This is a genomic window from Pseudomonas sp. (assembly GCF_026224925.1).
Taxonomy (GTDB): domain Bacteria; phylum Pseudomonadota; class Gammaproteobacteria; order Pseudomonadales; family Pseudomonadaceae; genus Aquipseudomonas.
This window is the reverse complement of sequence record NZ_JAMFRV010000004.1, coordinates 1-16,785: the sequence shown is the minus strand read 5'-3', so window position 1 is coordinate 16,785 and position 16,785 is coordinate 1. Positions and strand designations below refer to the sequence as shown.

Annotated in this window: 14 protein-coding genes and 2 pseudogenes; 12 read left to right on the top strand and 4 right to left on the bottom strand. The window is 56.8% G+C overall.

Going from position 1 to position 16,785, the window contains the following annotated elements:
• A partial coding sequence (locus tag M0974_RS00250; RefSeq protein ID WP_297831066.1) for a DUF3320 domain-containing protein occupies window positions 1-2,062 on the top strand: 2,062 nt, incomplete at its 5' end.
• Window positions 2,063-2,347: 285 nt separating this feature from the next.
• Here M0974_RS00250 and M0974_RS00245 read toward each other — a convergent pair.
• Window positions 2,348-4,678: a TonB-dependent receptor gene (locus M0974_RS00245; RefSeq protein WP_297831063.1), complete on the bottom strand. Its 2,331-nt coding sequence runs from the start codon at window positions 4,676-4,678 to the stop codon at window positions 2,348-2,350.
• A gap of 346 nt (window positions 4,679-5,024) precedes the next feature.
• Here M0974_RS00245 and M0974_RS00240 point away from each other — a divergent pair.
• From M0974_RS00240 to M0974_RS00230, 3 genes and pseudogenes are all read left to right on the top strand, one after another.
• A pseudogene (locus M0974_RS00240) lies at window positions 5,025-6,415 on the top strand (methyl-accepting chemotaxis protein); the annotation flags it as partial.
• A 57-nt stretch (window positions 6,416-6,472) separates the two neighbouring features.
• Window positions 6,473-6,712, top strand: a complete 240-nt coding sequence (locus M0974_RS00235) for a hypothetical protein (RefSeq protein WP_297831060.1) — start codon at window positions 6,473-6,475, stop codon at window positions 6,710-6,712.
• A 5-nt stretch (window positions 6,713-6,717) separates the two neighbouring features.
• Window positions 6,718-7,071 carry a LysR substrate-binding domain-containing protein gene (locus M0974_RS00230; RefSeq protein ID WP_297831057.1) on the top strand — a complete coding sequence of 118 codons (354 nt, stop codon included), beginning with the start codon at window positions 6,718-6,720 and terminating at the stop codon, window positions 7,069-7,071.
• A gap of 7 nt (window positions 7,072-7,078) precedes the next feature.
• On the opposite strand, the gene M0974_RS00225 is transcribed toward M0974_RS00230, so the two are convergent.
• Window positions 7,079-7,972: a LysR family transcriptional regulator gene (locus M0974_RS00225; protein ID WP_297831054.1), complete on the bottom strand. Its 894-nt coding sequence runs from the start codon at window positions 7,970-7,972 to the stop codon at window positions 7,079-7,081.
• 109 nt (window positions 7,973-8,081) lie between these two features.
• On the opposite strand from M0974_RS00225, the gene M0974_RS00220 reads away from it, so the two are divergent.
• Together M0974_RS00220 and M0974_RS00215 are read left to right on the top strand one after the other, a co-directional pair.
• Window positions 8,082-8,924 carry an SDR family oxidoreductase gene (locus tag M0974_RS00220; protein ID WP_297831052.1) on the top strand — a complete coding sequence of 281 codons (843 nt, stop codon included), beginning with the start codon at window positions 8,082-8,084 and terminating at the stop codon, window positions 8,922-8,924.
• On the top strand, window positions 8,887-9,051 hold the full coding sequence (locus M0974_RS00215) for a hypothetical protein (protein WP_297831068.1): 165 nt from the start codon (window positions 8,887-8,889) through the stop codon (window positions 9,049-9,051). The genes M0974_RS00220 and M0974_RS00215 overlap by 38 nt, the downstream gene beginning before the upstream one ends.
• A 102-nt stretch (window positions 9,052-9,153) precedes the next feature.
• On the opposite strand, the gene M0974_RS00210 is transcribed toward M0974_RS00215, so the two are convergent.
• Entirely contained in the window at window positions 9,154-10,359 is a 1,206-nt protein-coding gene (locus M0974_RS00210; protein WP_297831049.1) for a LysR family transcriptional regulator, read from the bottom strand.
• A gap of 136 nt (window positions 10,360-10,495) precedes the next feature.
• Here M0974_RS00210 and galB point away from each other — a divergent pair, with 136 nt between their 5' ends.
• From galB to M0974_RS00190, 4 genes are all read left to right on the top strand, one after another.
• Window positions 10,496-11,233, top strand: coding sequence for a 4-oxalmesaconate hydratase (gene galB, locus M0974_RS00205; protein WP_297831046.1), 738 nt, complete (start codon window positions 10,496-10,498; stop codon window positions 11,231-11,233).
• Window positions 11,230-11,943, top strand: coding sequence for a 4-carboxy-4-hydroxy-2-oxoadipate aldolase/oxaloacetate decarboxylase (locus M0974_RS00200; RefSeq protein ID WP_297831043.1), 714 nt, complete (start codon window positions 11,230-11,232; stop codon window positions 11,941-11,943). The genes galB and M0974_RS00200 overlap by 4 nt, the downstream gene beginning before the upstream one ends.
• A 2-nt stretch (window positions 11,944-11,945) precedes the next feature.
• On the top strand, window positions 11,946-13,025 hold the full coding sequence (locus M0974_RS00195; protein ID WP_297831041.1) for a 4-oxalomesaconate tautomerase: 1,080 nt from the start codon (window positions 11,946-11,948) through the stop codon (window positions 13,023-13,025).
• Between the two features lie 135 nt (window positions 13,026-13,160).
• Complete coding sequence (locus M0974_RS00190) at window positions 13,161-14,426, top strand: MFS transporter (RefSeq protein WP_297831038.1); 1,266 nt, start codon at window positions 13,161-13,163, stop codon at window positions 14,424-14,426.
• 46 nt (window positions 14,427-14,472) lie between these two features.
• On the opposite strand, the gene M0974_RS00185 is transcribed toward M0974_RS00190, so the two are convergent.
• A complete protein-coding gene (locus M0974_RS00185; protein WP_297831035.1) occupies window positions 14,473-15,051 on the bottom strand; it encodes a DUF4337 domain-containing protein in 579 nt (192 codons plus the stop codon).
• 237 nt (window positions 15,052-15,288) lie between these two features.
• On the opposite strand from M0974_RS00185, the pseudogene M0974_RS00180 reads away from it, so the two are divergent.
• Together M0974_RS00180 and M0974_RS00175 are read left to right on the top strand one after the other, a co-directional pair.
• Window positions 15,289-15,708 (top strand): annotated as a pseudogene (locus tag M0974_RS00180) (NAD-dependent malic enzyme); the annotation flags it as partial.
• Window positions 15,709-15,945: 237 nt separating this feature from the next.
• Window positions 15,946-16,785 (top strand): SDR family oxidoreductase (locus M0974_RS00175; RefSeq protein ID WP_297831032.1); only part of this gene is annotated, 840 nt, incomplete at its 3' end.

Below are 16,785 nucleotides of genomic sequence, written 5' to 3'. Positions count from 1 at the left end.
GCAGGTGTGGGAGCACATGCCCAATGTGAACCAGCCGGGTGAAATGGCCGTTTTGCGCGCAGAGCTGAACAAGAAGCGCCGGCACATTCCAATTCGCCAGTTGATCGACAAGGCTGGGCGGGCGATTCAGCAAATCAAGCCGGTGTTTATGATGAGCCCCATGTCCATCGCCAACTTCTTGCCCCCAGGCAAGCTGGCGTTCGACGTGGTGGTGTTCGACGAAGCTTCTCAGGTCAAGGCCGTCGATGCGTTTGGCGCGATTTTGCGCGGCAAGCAAGTGGTGGTGGTTGGTGACACCCGGCAGATGCCGCCTAGCGATTTGTTCAGCCGCGACATCGTCGCTGATGACGACAACGAAACCACCGCCGACATCGAAAGCATCCTCAGCCTGTTCAAGGCGGCGGGTAGCCAAGAGCGTTACCTGCGCTGGCACTACCGCAGCCGGCACGAATCACTCATCGCCGTCTCCAACGTGGAGTTCTACGACAGCAAGTTGGTGGTATTTCCCTCTGCTGGCCAGCACCCGCACGCCAAGGGCGTGAGCTTCGATTACCTGCCGCAGGCACTGTATGACCGTGGTCGCACACGAACCAACAAGGACGAGGCTAAAGCAGTCGCCCAAGCGGTGATGAAACACGCGCTAGAGACGCCGGAACTGTCCTTGGGGGTGGCCGCGTTCAGCGTGCCGCAGCGTGATCTGATCAACGTTGAGGTTGAGCTGTTGCGGCGAAAAACACCTCAGGCCGAAGTGTTTTTCACTGAACAGGGCAGCGAGCCGTTTTTCGTCAAAAACCTTGAAAACATTCAGGGCGATGAGCGCGACGTAATCTTCATCAGCATCGGTTATGGCCGCAATGAATCCGGTCGTATCGCCCGTGAATTCGGCCCGCTCAATAAAGACGGCGGGCATCGCCGGCTCAACGTTCTGATCACGCGGGCCAAGTTGGCGATGCGAGTGTTCTGTAACTTCCGTGGCGATGAACTGGACATCGATGCTAGTGCCAAACACGGCGTACGGGCCTTGAAGAACTTCCTCAAGTACGCGGAAACAGGCGAGCTGGAAGTCGCCGAAGAGACCGGCAAGGCCACGGACTCGCCCTTTGAGGACGAGGTCATCCGCGCCTTGCGCGATCTTGACTACCAGATAGAGCCGCAAGTCGGCACTGCCGGTTACTTCATTGACCTCGCCGTGAGAGACCCGGAGTTCCCCGGTCGCTACGTGTTAGCCGTCGAATGCGATGGCGCTGCCTATCACAGCTCGCGCTCTGCGCGTGATCGCGACCGGCTGCGCCAGGGTGTGCTTGAAGGCTTGGGTTGGAACTTCCATCGGATCTGGAGCACCGACTGGTTCCGCAATCCTCAGCAAGAAATCATCCGCACGGTGGCGGCAATCGAGGCGGCCCGCGAACGTATCGCCAACCGCCGGCACATCTCGGTCAGAGAAGTTCTGATGGAGCCCGCGCATGAAATTCTCCGCGACGAAGCCGTTGCCGAAGCCGAACCGGTCGCCAGCCAGCCATACGAAAAAGCGCTGCTTTCTGCCGTGACCACCCAAGTGGAACTGCATCAACAACAGACTGAGCACCTGCTGCGCATGATTCGTACTGTGGTCGACGTCGAATCACCGGTGCATTCAGTGGAAGTCACCCGACGGCTGATGGACGCTTTCGGTGTGACCCGCCAAGGCTCGCGAATCATCGCCGCCGTGGAACACGCCATTGGCCTGGGCATCAAACAGAGGCATTTCCTGCGTAGGGGCGAATTTCTTCACCCGGTCGAGAGTCGCTCCGTTATCATCCGCAGCCGGGCGCACTGGGAATCCGCCGAGCGCAAGCTGGAGTGGGTCGCCCCGGAAGAGATTGACCAGGCCCTGATAGAAATCATTATCTCAGGCTTCTCCATGAGCCATGAGGACGCCATCTCTGGCGCCCTGAGACTGCTTGGCTTTGGCCGCGCCACGGCCAAGGTGGCAGCGCTGCTGGAAGAAAGAATCAAGCAGCTGACGCGTGACAGGCGGTTGGAGCTGAGAGAGGGCCAATTGGTGGTATCTGTTTCTGGCTGATGCGGGAGGCGGGGCACTCCGGGGCGAGTGGCAAAGATGGCCACTCGTAATTCGCGGAGTCAAGTTTGCAATCGACCTTTTATGCCAGAGTGTTCGCCGACACTTGCAGGACTTTTCTGGCGTGTGTGGCGCAGCATGACGGTCATTAGTGACGGTAGGTTGAAGTAGTTATCCGCCAGTTTGTCGAGGCTTACAACGAGCACTCAGCCAAGCCGTTCAAGTGGGATAAAACGGCTGAGGCCATCATTAGCTCGGACACCGCGCCCAGATTTTAGATACCCTTCCTCAAAACTTGACGTTGAACCCGGCATACATCGCCCGAGGCGCCGCTGGGGTGGTTGATTGGGGGTTTGAAAGCCCAAGCGAGGGGATGTCGCCAACGGCAGCGAATCCACCATAGGTTGCATATTGCCGATTAAGGGCGTTATCAAGTTTGGCAAATAGCCTGATGTTCTCGGTAATCTGGTAGGCGCTGTGGACATTGAAAACTGTATACCCGCCCAACTTGGCATTCTGGTTTGAATCGTCGCCAGCATAATACTGGCTACTGTTGGCGATCATGTCTCCACCCAGGGTCCATGTAGACGTCATCTTATAATCACCGCCTAACTTGAACTGTAGGGGCGAAATACCGGGGATCTTGTTGCCGGGGGTGACAAAAATATTGCCGTTTGCATCGGCATCAGGATTATTGGCCGATGTCAGGGTTAGTTTGGATTGGTAGGTTGCATCGACGTAGGCCAGTGTTGTGTAGGCCGACCAGTCGGTAGTTCGGTACTGGAAGTAGGCATCGACACCCTGTCGACGGGTTTTGCCCGCATTCAGATAGTAGCCATAGCCCGGGACCAAACTGCTTGGCTGACTGACGATGTCATCAGTGTTATTAGTGCGGAATGCGCCGAGCTTCCAGTCAATCGTCGAATCGGTGGCTACCGTACTGTGTCCGCGAAGACCCACCTCGTATGTTTTTGAGACGACCTGCTTCAGGCTCGGGTCTGACACCAGAAAGCCTTCAAGCAGGCAGGGTTTCGCCGGATCGGCACAGCCAAGCTCAAGCGGAGTGGGGGCACGGTTGGCTTCCGAGTAACCGCCGTAGACCGTCAGGTCTGGCGTCAGCTTGTACGTCAGACCTGTGAGCGGGTTCAAGCGCGAGTAGTGGTGGTCACCGGTGAGCCCGGGCGAGGTCCCGAGTGCGTCATTCAAATTGATCTGAGCGATATTCAGCCGCGCGCCGACAGTTGCCGACAAACGATCTGTTATATCGAGCGTATCGGAGGCAAATAGCCCCTGATAGGTGTTCTTCGCTCTCAGCCTAACGGGTTGAATCAATCCGTCGGTTGTCTCGTAAGTGATTCCGGTACCGGCGACGTAAGGATCTATCGTTGTGTCCGGTATTGTGCCGAGTTCATTGCTTCCAGAAAACGACAAACTGGAATAGTCGATGCTGCCACCGGCTGCGAAGTGATTGTTCAGGTCCAGGAGCAATCCATCATAAGTGGTCTGGAGAGAGCCACCGACGGTGTTGGAGTTGACGTGAGTCCGGTCTATCGATCCGGCGATCCCTTGGTTCAATCCAGTGGCAGGCAACAAGCTTGATGATAGATTTGCTCCAGTCGACGCGTTCTGAGTGATCGCAGTGCCAAGGCACAACAGCGTTGAATCCGCCGCACAGGCCGTTACATCAGAGGTGTTGCCATCGACATGTTCCTGGTCGAAATGACGCACATAGATATTACTTTGTACCGCCCAGTTGTCATTGATAGATACCTTGCCGTTAAGGCCGACCATCAACATATTATTGTCTGTTGTCTGGGGGAACGTGTAGATACTGGAGTATTTTCGGGACAACTCTTCGACGGGGGTCGGGCCAATAACACCGAGCGTATTCGCTGCGCCCGATAGGCTCAGATGGAACTCACTATTGTCGTCTTTGTATCCAAGGTCGGTGTAGAACCGCTTGATGGTAGACGAGGAATGATCACGCCAGCCGTCTTCATGGATTTCTTCAGCGGATGTGTAGAGCGCCCAGTTGTCTTTTTGACCACCGTATTGGAGAGAGTTGCCGATTCTTCCGAATGAACCTCCCGTGACTTCCGCTTCCAGGCCGTCATAGGTGAACCCGTTTTTCAGTTCCAGATTGATCGCCCCGCCGAGGGCGTTAAGTCCGAAGATCGGATTGCTGGTCCACACGTCGGCGTGGTTGATAGCCACTGTTGGCACCAGATCAAAATTGACGGTATCGCCAAAGGCTTCGTTGACCCGGACGCCATTGAGATAAACGGCCAGTCCCTGCGCTGTTCCTTGCACGGGAGATGCAGTGAAGCCGCGCAAGTTGATGTCCTGCGAAAAAGGGTTGCCCTGTACATCGGAGATCACCATGCCAGGTGTCTGCTGAGACAACGTATCCAGCACCGAAGCTGATTTATTGCGATCAAAGTCATCAGAGATCAATGATTGAGTGTCTGTCGAAACTTTGTCCCGATCAATGGCATCGCCAGCTACTGGGGAACTACCGATGATGTAAATTGGCGCAAGTTCTGTTTCTTGCGCGTGCACCATCGCCGATGCGCAAACGCAGACAGAGCAGAGGAGTGCGCGCTTAAAGGTCTGGTACATGTGTGCCCTGCATATTCATTTGCTCAGATTATCAACGCTCACAGCCCCCGGTATTGGGTGCAAGCATGATAAAAACGCAAAGATTTATTGGATTTTGAAACGGTATAATCCTGGCGCATCAATTGCGTCAACGCCTCATTGCAAAACCACCACCTTTGAATATACAAATTAAGACTTTCGTATGTGTCGAGTATTATGTTTCCCCGGTTTATGCCTTGGTAATACGACTGCTGCGGAGCCAGCAAGATGTTATTTGCGAACTGGACTGAAGCTACTTTCGCTCGGGTCGTCCCCTTGAGTGCTCTATATGTTGGCGGGTTGCGTTGCCACGGAAAGCGCCAATGCTTTGCGGGTCCTTTCGGATGGCAGCCAAAAAAGTCAGCGGACCGACCTGATTGGTCAGTCCATCAAGGCGTTATTGCCTGATTCCTGGGAAAGGGTTTTGGCCGATATCCAGAGTGGTCATGGTGACGGCCTGCTTAACCAGCAAACTCAGAATATTGAAGTACTGATGCCGATTCAGCTCGGGCGCACTGGTAAGCCTTGGGCGGTATTAATTCGCCTGCCGAAGGCGGTGGTCATGAGTCAGGCGATTGCCCTCGAGCGTGAGCTACAGGCGCGCAGTATCAGCAGTAGCGTTTGGCAAGTGTCGACGGGGTTGGCCATTTCGCTGTTGGCCTTGGCAGCACTGTGGTTTGCCGCAGCGAAAATCGTGGGTCCGATTCGTGAGGCCGCCGCACTTGCAGCAAACATAAGCCCGGGGGATTTCTTTCGCCGCTTAGTTCAGCAATCTGAGGACGAAGTAGGGCAGTTGTCATTCGCCCTAAACGAAATGTCTGAAAGCCTACAGCGCCAAGTAAGGGTAGCCGAGCGCATCTCCGAAGGCGATCTGGATCTAGAGGTCAAGTTGTCTTCGCCCCACGATACCTTGGCAAGGCACTGGAGAAGATGGTCAGCAACCTAAACAACCTGATTTCCGAAGTGCAGGTCAGCGCCACCCAGATTACCGGTATCTCGGCGCAAGTCACCGATTTGAGTCAGTCGTTGTCAGACGGTGCGTCCAATTCTGCGTCATCCATCACTGAGATCAGCGCGGTGATGACGCAGATGGCCGCCCAAACCACTGATAACGCCGCCAATGCCAAAAAAGCCGACGAGCAATCCCAGGGTTCACGGACCGACGCTGGCGAAAGCGACAAGTTGATGAGTGAGCTTATTGCCGCCATGGCCGAAATCAACAATTCGGGCAAAGACATTACAGCGATTATTACCACGATCGATAATATTGCTGCGCAGACCAATTTGTTGGCATTGAACGCAGCGATCGAGGCAGCGAGAGCCGGCGAGCTTGGGCGCGGTTTTGCCGTTGTAGCTGATGAAGTGCGCAGCTTGGCAGCCCGCAGTGCTGAGGCAGCCCAGCAGACGGCAGCGTTGATCGCCGACTTTTCAACCAAGACAGAACGCGGCATGATCATAGCGGGCCGAACCGCCGAGTCACTTAAGAACATCGTCAGCGGAACCAGCGCCGTGTCCATCCTGGTTTCGCTGATTTGCCAAGCTTCCAGCGAGCAGGCTTCAGGCTTGCAGCAGGCGAGTATCGGTCTTGAGCAGATCGATGAAGTGACTCAGCAAAACCAGTCTAATTCGCACGAGTGTGCGGTGGCGGCGAAAGATTTTTCGGAGCGGGCATCGCTGATGCAACACGGGTTGAGTCGTTTCAAAGTGAAAAAGACTTAGTCTATTTAAAATGTTTAGTGACTCTTAGAACATCATAGCACCGTAGAAAGTGAAGCTATGACTACTGCTAGTAAGTATGAAGTTGGATATTTGTATCGCGGACAGATGAATGTTTTTTATGTCTTTGCAAATGATTGGCATGACGCGGATGTATGGAAACACTTAGCCGATCGTCTCGGGCTTCGCTATTGTAATTCAGAAGGATACGTCATGCTCTCTCATACCATCAAAAAAATGGTGGAGGCTAACGGTGTTAGTGATGTGCAGGTGGAACCGTTGAAAACGGACACTGCTTAGATCCAATGGAGCGAGCAAGCCATTATTACTATGTGGAAGAAGAGCGCCCGTTATCTTGGGCGCTCGACAGCAGTTTTTCGTTGCGTGAAGCGGCTATTGCAGGTGGCGGTGTCGGTCTTCTGCATACCTACCTCATCGGCGATGCGGTTGCCGCGGGAAAGCTTGAAGTGCTGATGCCCAGCCGGCCGCTCACCCACGGTTCGATATCCCTACTGTTCCCGCACAGCCAACAATTGCCGCAAAAGACTCGATGCCTGATCGACTTCCTCGCGGCCGGTTCGCAGGGCTTCCTATATGGGAGCGGCACGTTTTGGCGGGGGAGGAGAGTAGTGCGCTGTTTTACGCCCCTATGTAGCTGAACAAACGTCAGACACCGACCTCTTTGATCAGATCAACAAACGCCCTTAACCCCGCCGGCACATGCCGATGCCCTGAATAATAAAGACACAATCCAGGAAAGGGCGGAGTCCAGTCTTCCAGCAGAGCAATCAGTCGGCCGCCGATGAGATGTTCTCGGGCAGCCCGCTCACTGACGTACGCTAAACCAATACCGCTAAGCGCCGCTTCCAATGTCAGTGACGAGCCACCGACACCCAGCACGCCATCGACCTCAATTACCACGCTTTCCCCGCGTTTCGCGAATTCCCAACGAAGCGGTGCACCGCTGGGCAAGCGCCCGCGAATGCACTGATGTCGGGTAAGGTCGGCCGGTACCAGCGGGTGTTCCCGACCGTGCAGATAAGACGGCGCACCCACCACCACAAATCGAAGTTCCGAAGTGCAGGGCACAGCAATCATGTCCCGGGGCACGCTTTCGGCGAGGCGGATCCCGGCGTCGAAACCCTCAGCGATGATGTCCACCAGCCGTCCTTCGCTGACCAGGTCCACACGCATCTGCGGATAGCGCTTGAGAAACTCTAGCACCAGCGGCGTCAGGATCATCTTTGCCGCGTCTTCCGAGGTGTTGATTCGCAGGGTTCCGCTGGGTGTATCGCGGAAATCGTTGACCAGGTCCATCGCCTCTGAAATCTCCCGCAACGCCGGACGAATCCGCGCCAGGAAGCGTTCGCCGGTTTCGGTCAGGGCGACGCTGCGAGTGGTGCGATGAAACAGCCGCACCGCCATTTTTTGCTCCAGCGCCGCGATGGCATGGCTCAGCGCAGAAGGGGAAATGCCCAGTTCCGCGGCGGCCGCGCGGAAGCTGCGATGAGTGGCGACGGCGACGACCGCGTTGAGTTCGAACATTCCGGCGCGATGCATTGTGCTAAATCCTGCATGAAGTCATGCGTGATTATCCGGCTAGTCGCAACAAATTGTGAAGCCTATCGTAACGGCTGATTTGCATCGCCCTACCTGACAGGTACCTATCATGACAAAAACCGTATTGATCACCGGTTGCTCCACCGGCTTTGGCAAAACCACCGCCCGCTTGTTTGCCAGCGCCGGCTGGAACGTAGTCGCGACGATGCGCCGCCCGGAAGTCGCCGATGAACTGGCCACGCTGAGCAACGTGTTGGTGACCCGTCTGGACGTCGAAGACCTCGCCAGTATCGAGACTGCCATTGCTGCCGGTATCGAGCGTTTCGGGCGCATCGATACGCTGATCAACAACGCCGGCTTCGGTTTGTTCGGTCTGTTCGAAGCCACCCGCCGCGAGAAAGTTCTCGAGCAGTTCAACGTCAACGTGTTCGGCGTGATGGACGTAACGCGGGCGATCCTGCCGCACTTTCGCAGCCACCAGAGCGGCCAGATCATCAACGTTAGCTCCGGTGCCGGGGTGTTCACTTTGCCGATGATTTCGCTGTACTGCGCCAGTAAATTCGCGTTGGAAGGCTTTTCAGAGGCGTTGTCCTTCGAACTGGCCTCGCAGAACATCAGTGTCAAGATTATCGAGCCGGGCGGGGTGATCAGCACCGATTTTGGCAAGCGCAGCGGTGCCGAGTCCGCCCCCGGCGAGACGATTGCCGACTACGACGGCTTTGTGGACGAGACGCTGGCGTATTTCGCCGGCTTGCGTCAGGCGCGGCTGGCCACGGAGGAGGATGTCGCCGAAGTGATTTACCAGGCCGCCACCGATGGCACCGATCAGTTGCGCTACGTGGCCACCGACGACATCAAACCCCTGGTCGCCGCTCGCCGCGAGACCTCGGAACAGGCGTACATGGTGTTGCTGCGTGCGCGGTTTTCCGGCAGCGCCGAATTGCCCGTTTGACTACGGTCGTCGTTGTACCAAATCTGGTGGCACGTTGAACGGCAATGGTGGCGTGTATTGCGAAGATGTGGATATCGCCAACGCCGTGGCAGCTGATTCCACCGAGGATTTTGGTGTGCGTCCATGAGCGGATGATTCTGAGCTGGCCGAGCGCCTTTGGGTCTTGAGTGAAAAAGCTGATGGTGCCATTCAGATTCTAAACGGCCACTGCATAACTAGCTGAAATGTTTCACCCGTCGACCTTGGCCACAACCGCCCTAACACATTCAATCAATGCCTCGGCCATCGGCGAATGCAGCCCATTACTCCGATAAATCAAACCAATCGGCCTCGCCGTATCGCCCAGCCGCACAGGTAATTGCTGAAACTCACCTGAAGCAATCTCATGCTCCAACTGATGTTCAGACACCACGGCCAGCATGTCCGAGCGCATCAGTAAGCCGCGAATAATTGCCAAGTCTCCGGTCTCGACCATCGGCACCAGCGCCTGATTGCCCAGTTGATTGAAGTGCGCGTCCAACACCATTCGCGCAGGGCTGTTGGCGCGGGGCAGAATCCAGTGGGCTTCTATGAGGTCTTGGGTTGTGACTTCTCGGCCTAACAGCGGATGGCCGCGTCGTACCAGAATCACCATCTCTTCGGTCAACAATTCTTCGCCATGCAGGTCGCTGGCGTAGTCGGCGGAGCGTAAGGCGCCGAACACAAAGTCAAGGTCGCCGGCGCGCAGCTCCAGTGCCAGCAGGTTGAACGGGCTTTCGTTGGTCGAGACTTGCACGCCGGGATGCTCTGCCAGTAATCGCACAATCGCTTCCGGCAAAATTCGTGTGCGCCCCAGTGGCAACGCGCCGACTCGGACGATGCCTTGCAACGATCCCTTGAGTGCAGCGATATCGGCATCCAGATGGCGCATTTCATTAAGCGCTCGACGGATCGGATAAAGGATGTCGTTGCTGGCGCGGGTCGGGATCAGTCCGCGGGCGGTGCGCTCGAACAGTGCTGTGTGGGTGCCCCCCTCAAGTACCTTCAGCGCGGCGCTGATGGCAGGTTGAGTCAGGTGGAAGGCGTTGGCCACGGTTTGCATGTGTTGGGTTTCGCAGAGCTTTACGAAGACTTCTAGGCGGCGGGTGTTGTGCAAATATAACGGCTCATGGAAAGGATGCGATGGGTGCCCGAGAAGGGCAGGAATGCTCTCCAGTTCGACCAGAATGCGCCGGGCTCTGGCCAGGATGCATTTGCCGTATGGGGTCAGCAACATGCCGCTGGCGTGGCGTTCGAACAGTGGGTTATTCAAGCGCAGTTCAAGGTCGCGAATAGAACGGGTGACCACCGATTGCGCGCGCAGCAACACCTCGGATGCTTTCGAGACGCTGCCGTGCTCGGCCACCCGAACGAAGGCGCGGATTTGCATTAAGTGCGGTAATTCAGACGATGACATTGAACCTCTCTCAGGCTGACGGCGGTTCATTAGGCGCCCATAAATAAAAAGTATACCAGCAGCAATTGAACGCATTACTCGCTCATGGGCATCCATGCCAGCATCGAGGGTAAATAAAAGAGCGAGTCCAATCCAAATGACTACCACTGTCGCAAAAACCGCCCTCGTGGTGAGTGCCCACTCCGCCGACTTCGTTTGGCGCGCCGGCGGATCAATCGCTTTGCACGCCAGCCAGGGTTATGCCGTGCATATTGTCTGCCTTTCATTTGGCGAACGGGGCGAGTCGGCGAAGCTTTGGCGCAAGGGTGAAATGTCCGAAGACAAGGTCAAAGCCGCCCGCCGAGAAGAGGCTCAAGCCGCCGCTGATATCCTCGGCGCGACCATCGAGTTTTTTGATATCGGCGATTACCCGATGCGTGCAGACAAGGAAACCTTGTTTCGTCTGGCCGATGTATTCCGCCGTATTCAACCGGAATTCGTCCTCAGCCACTCCCTCAAAGACCCCTACAACTACGACCACCCGCTGGCGATGCACCTGACTCAGGAAGCGCGAATTATCGCTCAGGCTGAAGGCTACAAACCGGGTGAGAAAATCGTTGGCGCACCGCCGGTCTATAGCTTCGAACCCCATCAGCCTGAACAATGCGACTGGAAACCTGACGTGTTGCTGAACATCACAGATGTCTGGGACAAGAAGTACGCCGCCATTCAGTGCATGGCTGGGCAAGAACATCTGTGGGAATACTACACACGCGTCGCCCAGCAGCGCGGCGTGCAAGCCAAACGCAATATCGGCATTACCGCCAGTAAAGACATAATTTACGCCGAGGGTTATCAGAGCATCTTCCCGCGTGTGACGGAGAATCTGGCATGAGTGCTGTAGGAAGAACCGGTGTGGTGGTGCGCAATATTCCTCGGGCCGACAAGGACCTGATCGACGAACTGCAGCGCTACGGCGTTGCCACTGTCCATGAAGCACAGGGCCGCAAGGGACTGCTGGCGCCGTTCATTCGTCCTATTCAGCAAGACGTCTGCATCAGCGGCTCCGCGATCACCGTGTTGGTTGCGCCGGGCGATAATTGGATGTTTCACGTTGCCGTCGAGCAATGCCAGCCCGGCGACATTCTGGTGGTTGCGCCAAGTTCGCCATGCACCGATGGCTATTTCGGCGACCTGCTTGCCACTTCATTGCAGGCCCGTGGTGTTCGAGGCTTGGTGCTTGAGGCCGGGGTTCGCGACACCAAGACCCTGCGCGAGATGGGTTTCTCGGTGTGGTCCAAAGCTGTGCACGCCCAAGGCACCATTAAGGAGACGTTGGGCTCGGTCAACATTCCAGTGGTCTGCGCCGGGCAACTGGTCAATCCTGGCGACGTGGTGTTGGCTGACGACGACGGTGTTGTAATCGTACGTCGCCAAGAGCTACCGGCGGTGATCGCCAGCGCCCGCAAACGTGCCGAACTGGAAGAGCAAAAGCGTTTGCGCCTGGCCAATGGTGAGTTGGGTCTGGACATCTACAACATGCGTCCTCGCCTAGAGGAGAAGGGCCTGATATACCTTGAAAGTCCCGATCAACTGGAAGAGTGAACATGGCCCAGACCCGCATTCCTTGTCTGATGATGCGCGGTGGTACCTCCAAAGGTGCGTATTTTCTCAGGGAAGATTTGCCCATAGAACAACGCCTGCGCGATAAGGTTTTGTTGGCGGCGATGGGGTCGCCCGATGCGCGGCAAATCGATGGCGTGGGCGGCGCCGACAGCCTGACCAGCAAGGTCGCTATCATCGGTCGTTCGGCGCGTGCGAACGTCGACGTCGATTATTTGTTCGCCCAGGTTGACGTGTTTCAGCCTCGGGTCGACTACGGCCAGAACTGCGGCAATATTCTTGCAGGCGTGGGGCCTTTCGCCTTGGAGCGTGGGCTGGTTATCGCGACCGGCGAAGTCACCCGTGTCCGAATCTTCATGGAAAACACCGGGCAAACCGCCACCGCTGTGGTTCAGACGCCCGGCGGCGAAGTGCGTTACGACGGCCAGGCGCGGATCGACGGCGTGCCCGGCACTGCAGCGCCTATTGTCGTGGAGTTCGACGACATTGCCGGCTCTAGCTGCGGCGCCTTATTGCCCACCGGGCATGCACTGGATCGCTTCGACGGCGTGTACGTCACCTGCATCGACAACGGCATGCCGGTGGTTCTGATTCGAGCGGCTGACGTGGGCCGTACCGGCTATGAAAGCCCCGAGCAGATGGAGGCGGACGAACCGCTCAAGGCCGCCATAGAATCCATTCGCTTGCAGGCTGGGCTGTTGATGAATCTGGGTGACGTTACTCATCGCACCGTGCCCAAGATGTGCCTGATCGCGCCACCGGTTGCGGGCGGCGCTATTTGCAGCCGCACGTATATTCCTCACCGCTGCCATCCCTCCATCGGCGTCTTTGCTGCCGTGAGTGTCGCCTCTGCCTGCCTGATTAAGGGGTCAGTCGCTCATGGATTGGCGCAACTGCCGGTGGATGAGCCTATTCATTTGTCGGTAGAGCATCCCATGGGCGAGTTCACGGTGGCATTGACCCTGAGCAACGGCTCGGTGGCCGGTTGTGGGCTGCTACGAACCTCAAGGCTGTTATTTGATGGACAGGTTTGCATACCGAGTTCGGTATGGGGCGGAAAGTAACCCCTATAAATAAAAGCGATACGTCGTTAAGTTTTTCGAGCCGAACGAATCGCCTGTAAACGTTAGGATGAACTGAAGATTCATACCCTATAAAAACAAAACAGGTGATGTATGCGATTAGGCTGGTATTCGGATTTGACACCGAAAGAGCGGCGTACCTATTGGGCCTGCTTCGGTGGCTTTACCCTCGACTCCATGGACTCGACGATTTACGCCTTGATGATGCCCGTGTTGTTGACGGTGCTGAGCCTGAGCAAATCCGATGCGGGCATGCTCGGCTCGGTAGCGCTGATCGGCAGCGCAGTCGGTGGCTGGGGCGCCGGGATGCTGGCCGACCGCTATGGCCGGATCAAGGTCATGCAAGGCACGGTGTTATGGGTTGCGACCTTCACCTTTATGGCGGCATTTTGCAGCAGTTTCTGGGCATTTTTACCTGTGCGCTTTTTGCAGGGCATTGGCTACGGTGGCGAAGCCGTGGTTGGCGCAGTCTTGATCAGCGAAGCGATCAAACCGGCCTTGCGCGGTCGGGTGGCGGCATCGGTGCAAAGCGGTTATGCGGTGGGTTACGCCATTTCACTCGCGGCCATGCCGGTGGTCTTCTACTTCCTGCCTGAAGACATCGCGTGGCGGGCGTTCTTCGCCATTGGACTGCTGCCCGCGCTGTTGGTCTGGTTCATCCGTCGCTTGGTGCCTGAGTCCGACGCGTTCAACAAACTCAGCAATCAATCGCGCAAAATCGACGTTCGCAGCATCTTCACTGCAGAACATCGCCGGGTGACGCTGATCAGTACGATATTGGCCAGTGGGATTTTCGGTGGCGCTTACATCATGATCACCTGGCTGCCGACCTACATGCGGTTGAGCCTCGGTCTGCCCATCGCTTCGACCTCCGGTTATCTGGCGGTAAACATTGTCGGTTCACTGTTGGGGCCGTTCATTTACGGGTTGATCAGCGACAAGATCGGCCGTGGCAAAACCTTCATGCTGTTCCTCGTTTCCCAGGCAATCGTCGTCTCGATCTACATGTTCGCCCACATCGATATGACGATCCTTCTCGGTCTTGGTCTGCTGTTGGGCGCGTTTCAGGGCGGTTTGGCGTCAGGCCTGCCGTTGGCGTTCTCAGAGCTGTACCCGACGCGGATCCGCGCAAACGGTGCCGGTTTCTGCACCAGTTTCGGACGTGGATTCGGCTCGATCATGCCGGCAGCGGTGGGTTTCGCCTCCGGCCACATGGACCTGGGTATTGCCATGGGATCATTCGCCATTGGGTCTTATGCCATCGGCTTTGCCGCAGCGCTCTGCCTGCCAGACGCAACGGGTGTGGACTTGGAAACAATAGATTCCAATGCGCCACGGGACACTGCTACGGATGCAAATTTTGTAGTGCGAACAGGTCACTAGCCTCAGTTAGCCCCCTGATGACCTAAAGGGCATCAGGGGCTTTTGGTTAGATGTGAAACCAGGCCAACGTCCCCAGCACCACGGCAGCCCCAGCCGCGCCATACGAAACCTTCTTCAACCACTCTTTGCGCGTCAGCAAGGTGATTGCTGCCAGCGAAATGCCGATCTGAATCGCCGTCATGGCTTGCGCCCAGCGATGATGCTGGTGCAGCGCGACTTCAGACTTCTCATCCCAGGCGGTCACCTCTTCTTCGAGGTGCTCGGCCTTTTTGCGGACGACTTCTTTTTCAGTTTTGTAGCGCTCGGCCTCGGCGGTGTAATGCGCAGCGTCGACGCCTGGGATATGGGTCGCTAATTCCGACAGATTTTGTCGGCTGGATTTGGCCTGATAATAATTCCATACATTCGAGGCTTCGGTTTTTTTGATCGCGGCGTTGTTCTTGTCCATAGCCGCTTCGCTTTCGGTCGACCCGGCCTGATAGCTGAGCAGGGCGCCGATCGTCGCCATAATCGCCGTCATCACCGCGATCTTCCCGGCGAAATTATCCCCGCGTGCCTGAGCATGCTCTGTTGCGTGTTCCAAATGGTGTTCGTGCGGGCTCGGGACTTCGAAGTCTTCAGACATGGACAGTGATCTAAGGAGGGGTGGAGATGGGGAGTGTAATTCAAGCTGTGTGAAAGTATTGCCGGATGTGCGCATTGCGCCCCAGCGCGAGTAAGATAGCAGCGCGATATCGTCATACGATTTTCGCTGAGTCGGGTTTGAATAGAGAACTGTCGATCTGCACCCTACAAGTTCCGGCTGCCCGCCTCGGTTTCACCAAGAAATTTCAGAGTAAACGAAAAAAGGCGAACACTGAAAATGAGCAAATCCTCGCGTCCTTTATACATTTCCTACGCCGGCCCTTCGCTGCTGGAGATGCCGCTGCTGAACAAAGGCAGCGCCTTCACCCCGCAAGAGCGCGTTGAGTTCAACCTGATCGGTCTGCTGCCACAAAACGTGGAAACGATCGAAGAGCAAGTCGCACGGGTCTTTAGCCAATACAACCAATGCGCTAGCGACCTCGACAAGCACATCTACCTGCGTTCGATCCAGGACAACAACGAAACGTTGTTCTTCCGCCTGCTCGACTCGCACCTTGATGAAATGCTGCCGATCATCTACACGCCAACGGTCGGCCAAGCGTGTCAGGAATTCTCGAAGATTTACCGCACCCACCGTGGGCTGTTTATCTCGTATCCAGAACGCGACCGCATCGACGACATTCTGCGCAGTGCATCGCCGGGGACGACGCGTCGGCAAAGGGACGTGTCTCGGCGTTCGTCGAAGGTCTCGGGCTGCGGCCGTTTGACGTTGGATTACTGTCCATGGCGTGGACGCTGGAGCACGTCTGCTTGCTGTCGCTGGGTCTCATGACCCACTCCGTCAAGCACACCAAATTCTCAATCGGCGTCAGCCTTCTCGGCTGAGTGCACTCGCAGAACTTCTCGCATCACATCACTTACTAGGAGCACCAACATGCACGTATTCGTTACTGGCGGGACCGGCCATTCCGGTCCGTACATCATCTCCGACCTCATCGCCGCCGGCCACGAGGTCACCGCTTTGGCCCGGTCGGACAGTGCGGCGGAGGCGCTCACTGCGCTCGGCGCAAAGGTGCGTCGCGGTGATCTCGATGATCTCGACGGGCTCAAGGAGGCGGCTGCAGCCGCCGACGGCGTGATCCACGTCGCGCACAGACAAGACCTGCTTCCTGTCGGCGGGATCGACGCTGTTGCCGCAGCGGAGGTCCAGATCATGCTCGCATACGGTGATGCACTGGCTGGAACGGGAAAGCCGCTGGTCGTGTCGGGAAGCATCGGTTCGCCGACTAACGCGGGTTGGCCGGTTCCTGGGCCGCTCCAGAGCCGACCGGCGACCGAGGAGGATCCGGCTCTTTCTCCGGCTGGCGATCAATATAAGGGCTCCCTGCGGGTTCGTAACATCGTCGAAACGACCGTAATCGGTCTGGCAGAGCGGGGCGTGCGGTCTTCGGTCGTGCGCATTTCTGAAATCATGCACAGCTCAACCGACAAGGCCGGTTTCCTTCAGGTCCTAATCGGGCAAGCAAAGGAAAAGGGCGTCGTTGGCTTCCCCGGCGACGGCTCCAACCGGTGGGCGGCAGTGCATGCCCGCGACCTCGCTACCCTGTTCCGCCTGGCGCTGGAGAAGGGTCCCGCTGGCAGATCCTGGCATGCGGTTGCCGAAGGGTCTATCCCGTACCGCGAGATCGCGGAGGCCATTGGCAGCCGTCTGAGCCTTCCCGCCGTGCCCATTCCCGTGGACGTAATGATGGGGCCGGGTTTCTTCGGCTTCCTC

Bases quoted from the DNA above. Each gene is read 5' to 3' on its own strand.
- galB (WP_297831046.1), top strand. From the start codon at position 10,496: ATGACTACCACTGTCGCAAAAACCGCCCTCGTGGTGAGTGCCCACTCC.
- M0974_RS00245 (WP_297831063.1), bottom strand. From the start codon at position 4,678: ATGTACCAGACCTTTAAGCGCGCACTCCTCTGCTCTGTCTGCGTTTGC.
- M0974_RS00200 (WP_297831043.1), top strand. From the start codon at position 11,230: ATGAGTGCTGTAGGAAGAACCGGTGTGGTGGTGCGCAATATTCCTCGG.
- M0974_RS00210 (WP_297831049.1), bottom strand. From the start codon at position 10,359: ATGTCATCGTCTGAATTACCGCACTTAATGCAAATCCGCGCCTTCGTT.
- M0974_RS00195 (WP_297831041.1), top strand. From the start codon at position 11,946: ATGGCCCAGACCCGCATTCCTTGTCTGATGATGCGCGGTGGTACCTCC.
- M0974_RS00225 (WP_297831054.1), bottom strand. From the start codon at position 7,972: ATGCATCGCGCCGGAATGTTCGAACTCAACGCGGTCGTCGCCGTCGCC.
- M0974_RS00235 (WP_297831060.1), top strand. From the start codon at position 6,473: ATGACTACTGCTAGTAAGTATGAAGTTGGATATTTGTATCGCGGACAG.
- M0974_RS00185 (WP_297831035.1), bottom strand. From the start codon at position 15,051: ATGTCTGAAGACTTCGAAGTCCCGAGCCCGCACGAACACCATTTGGAA.
- M0974_RS00220 (WP_297831052.1), top strand. From the start codon at position 8,082: ATGACAAAAACCGTATTGATCACCGGTTGCTCCACCGGCTTTGGCAAA.
- M0974_RS00230 (WP_297831057.1), top strand. From the start codon at position 6,718: ATGGAGCGAGCAAGCCATTATTACTATGTGGAAGAAGAGCGCCCGTTA.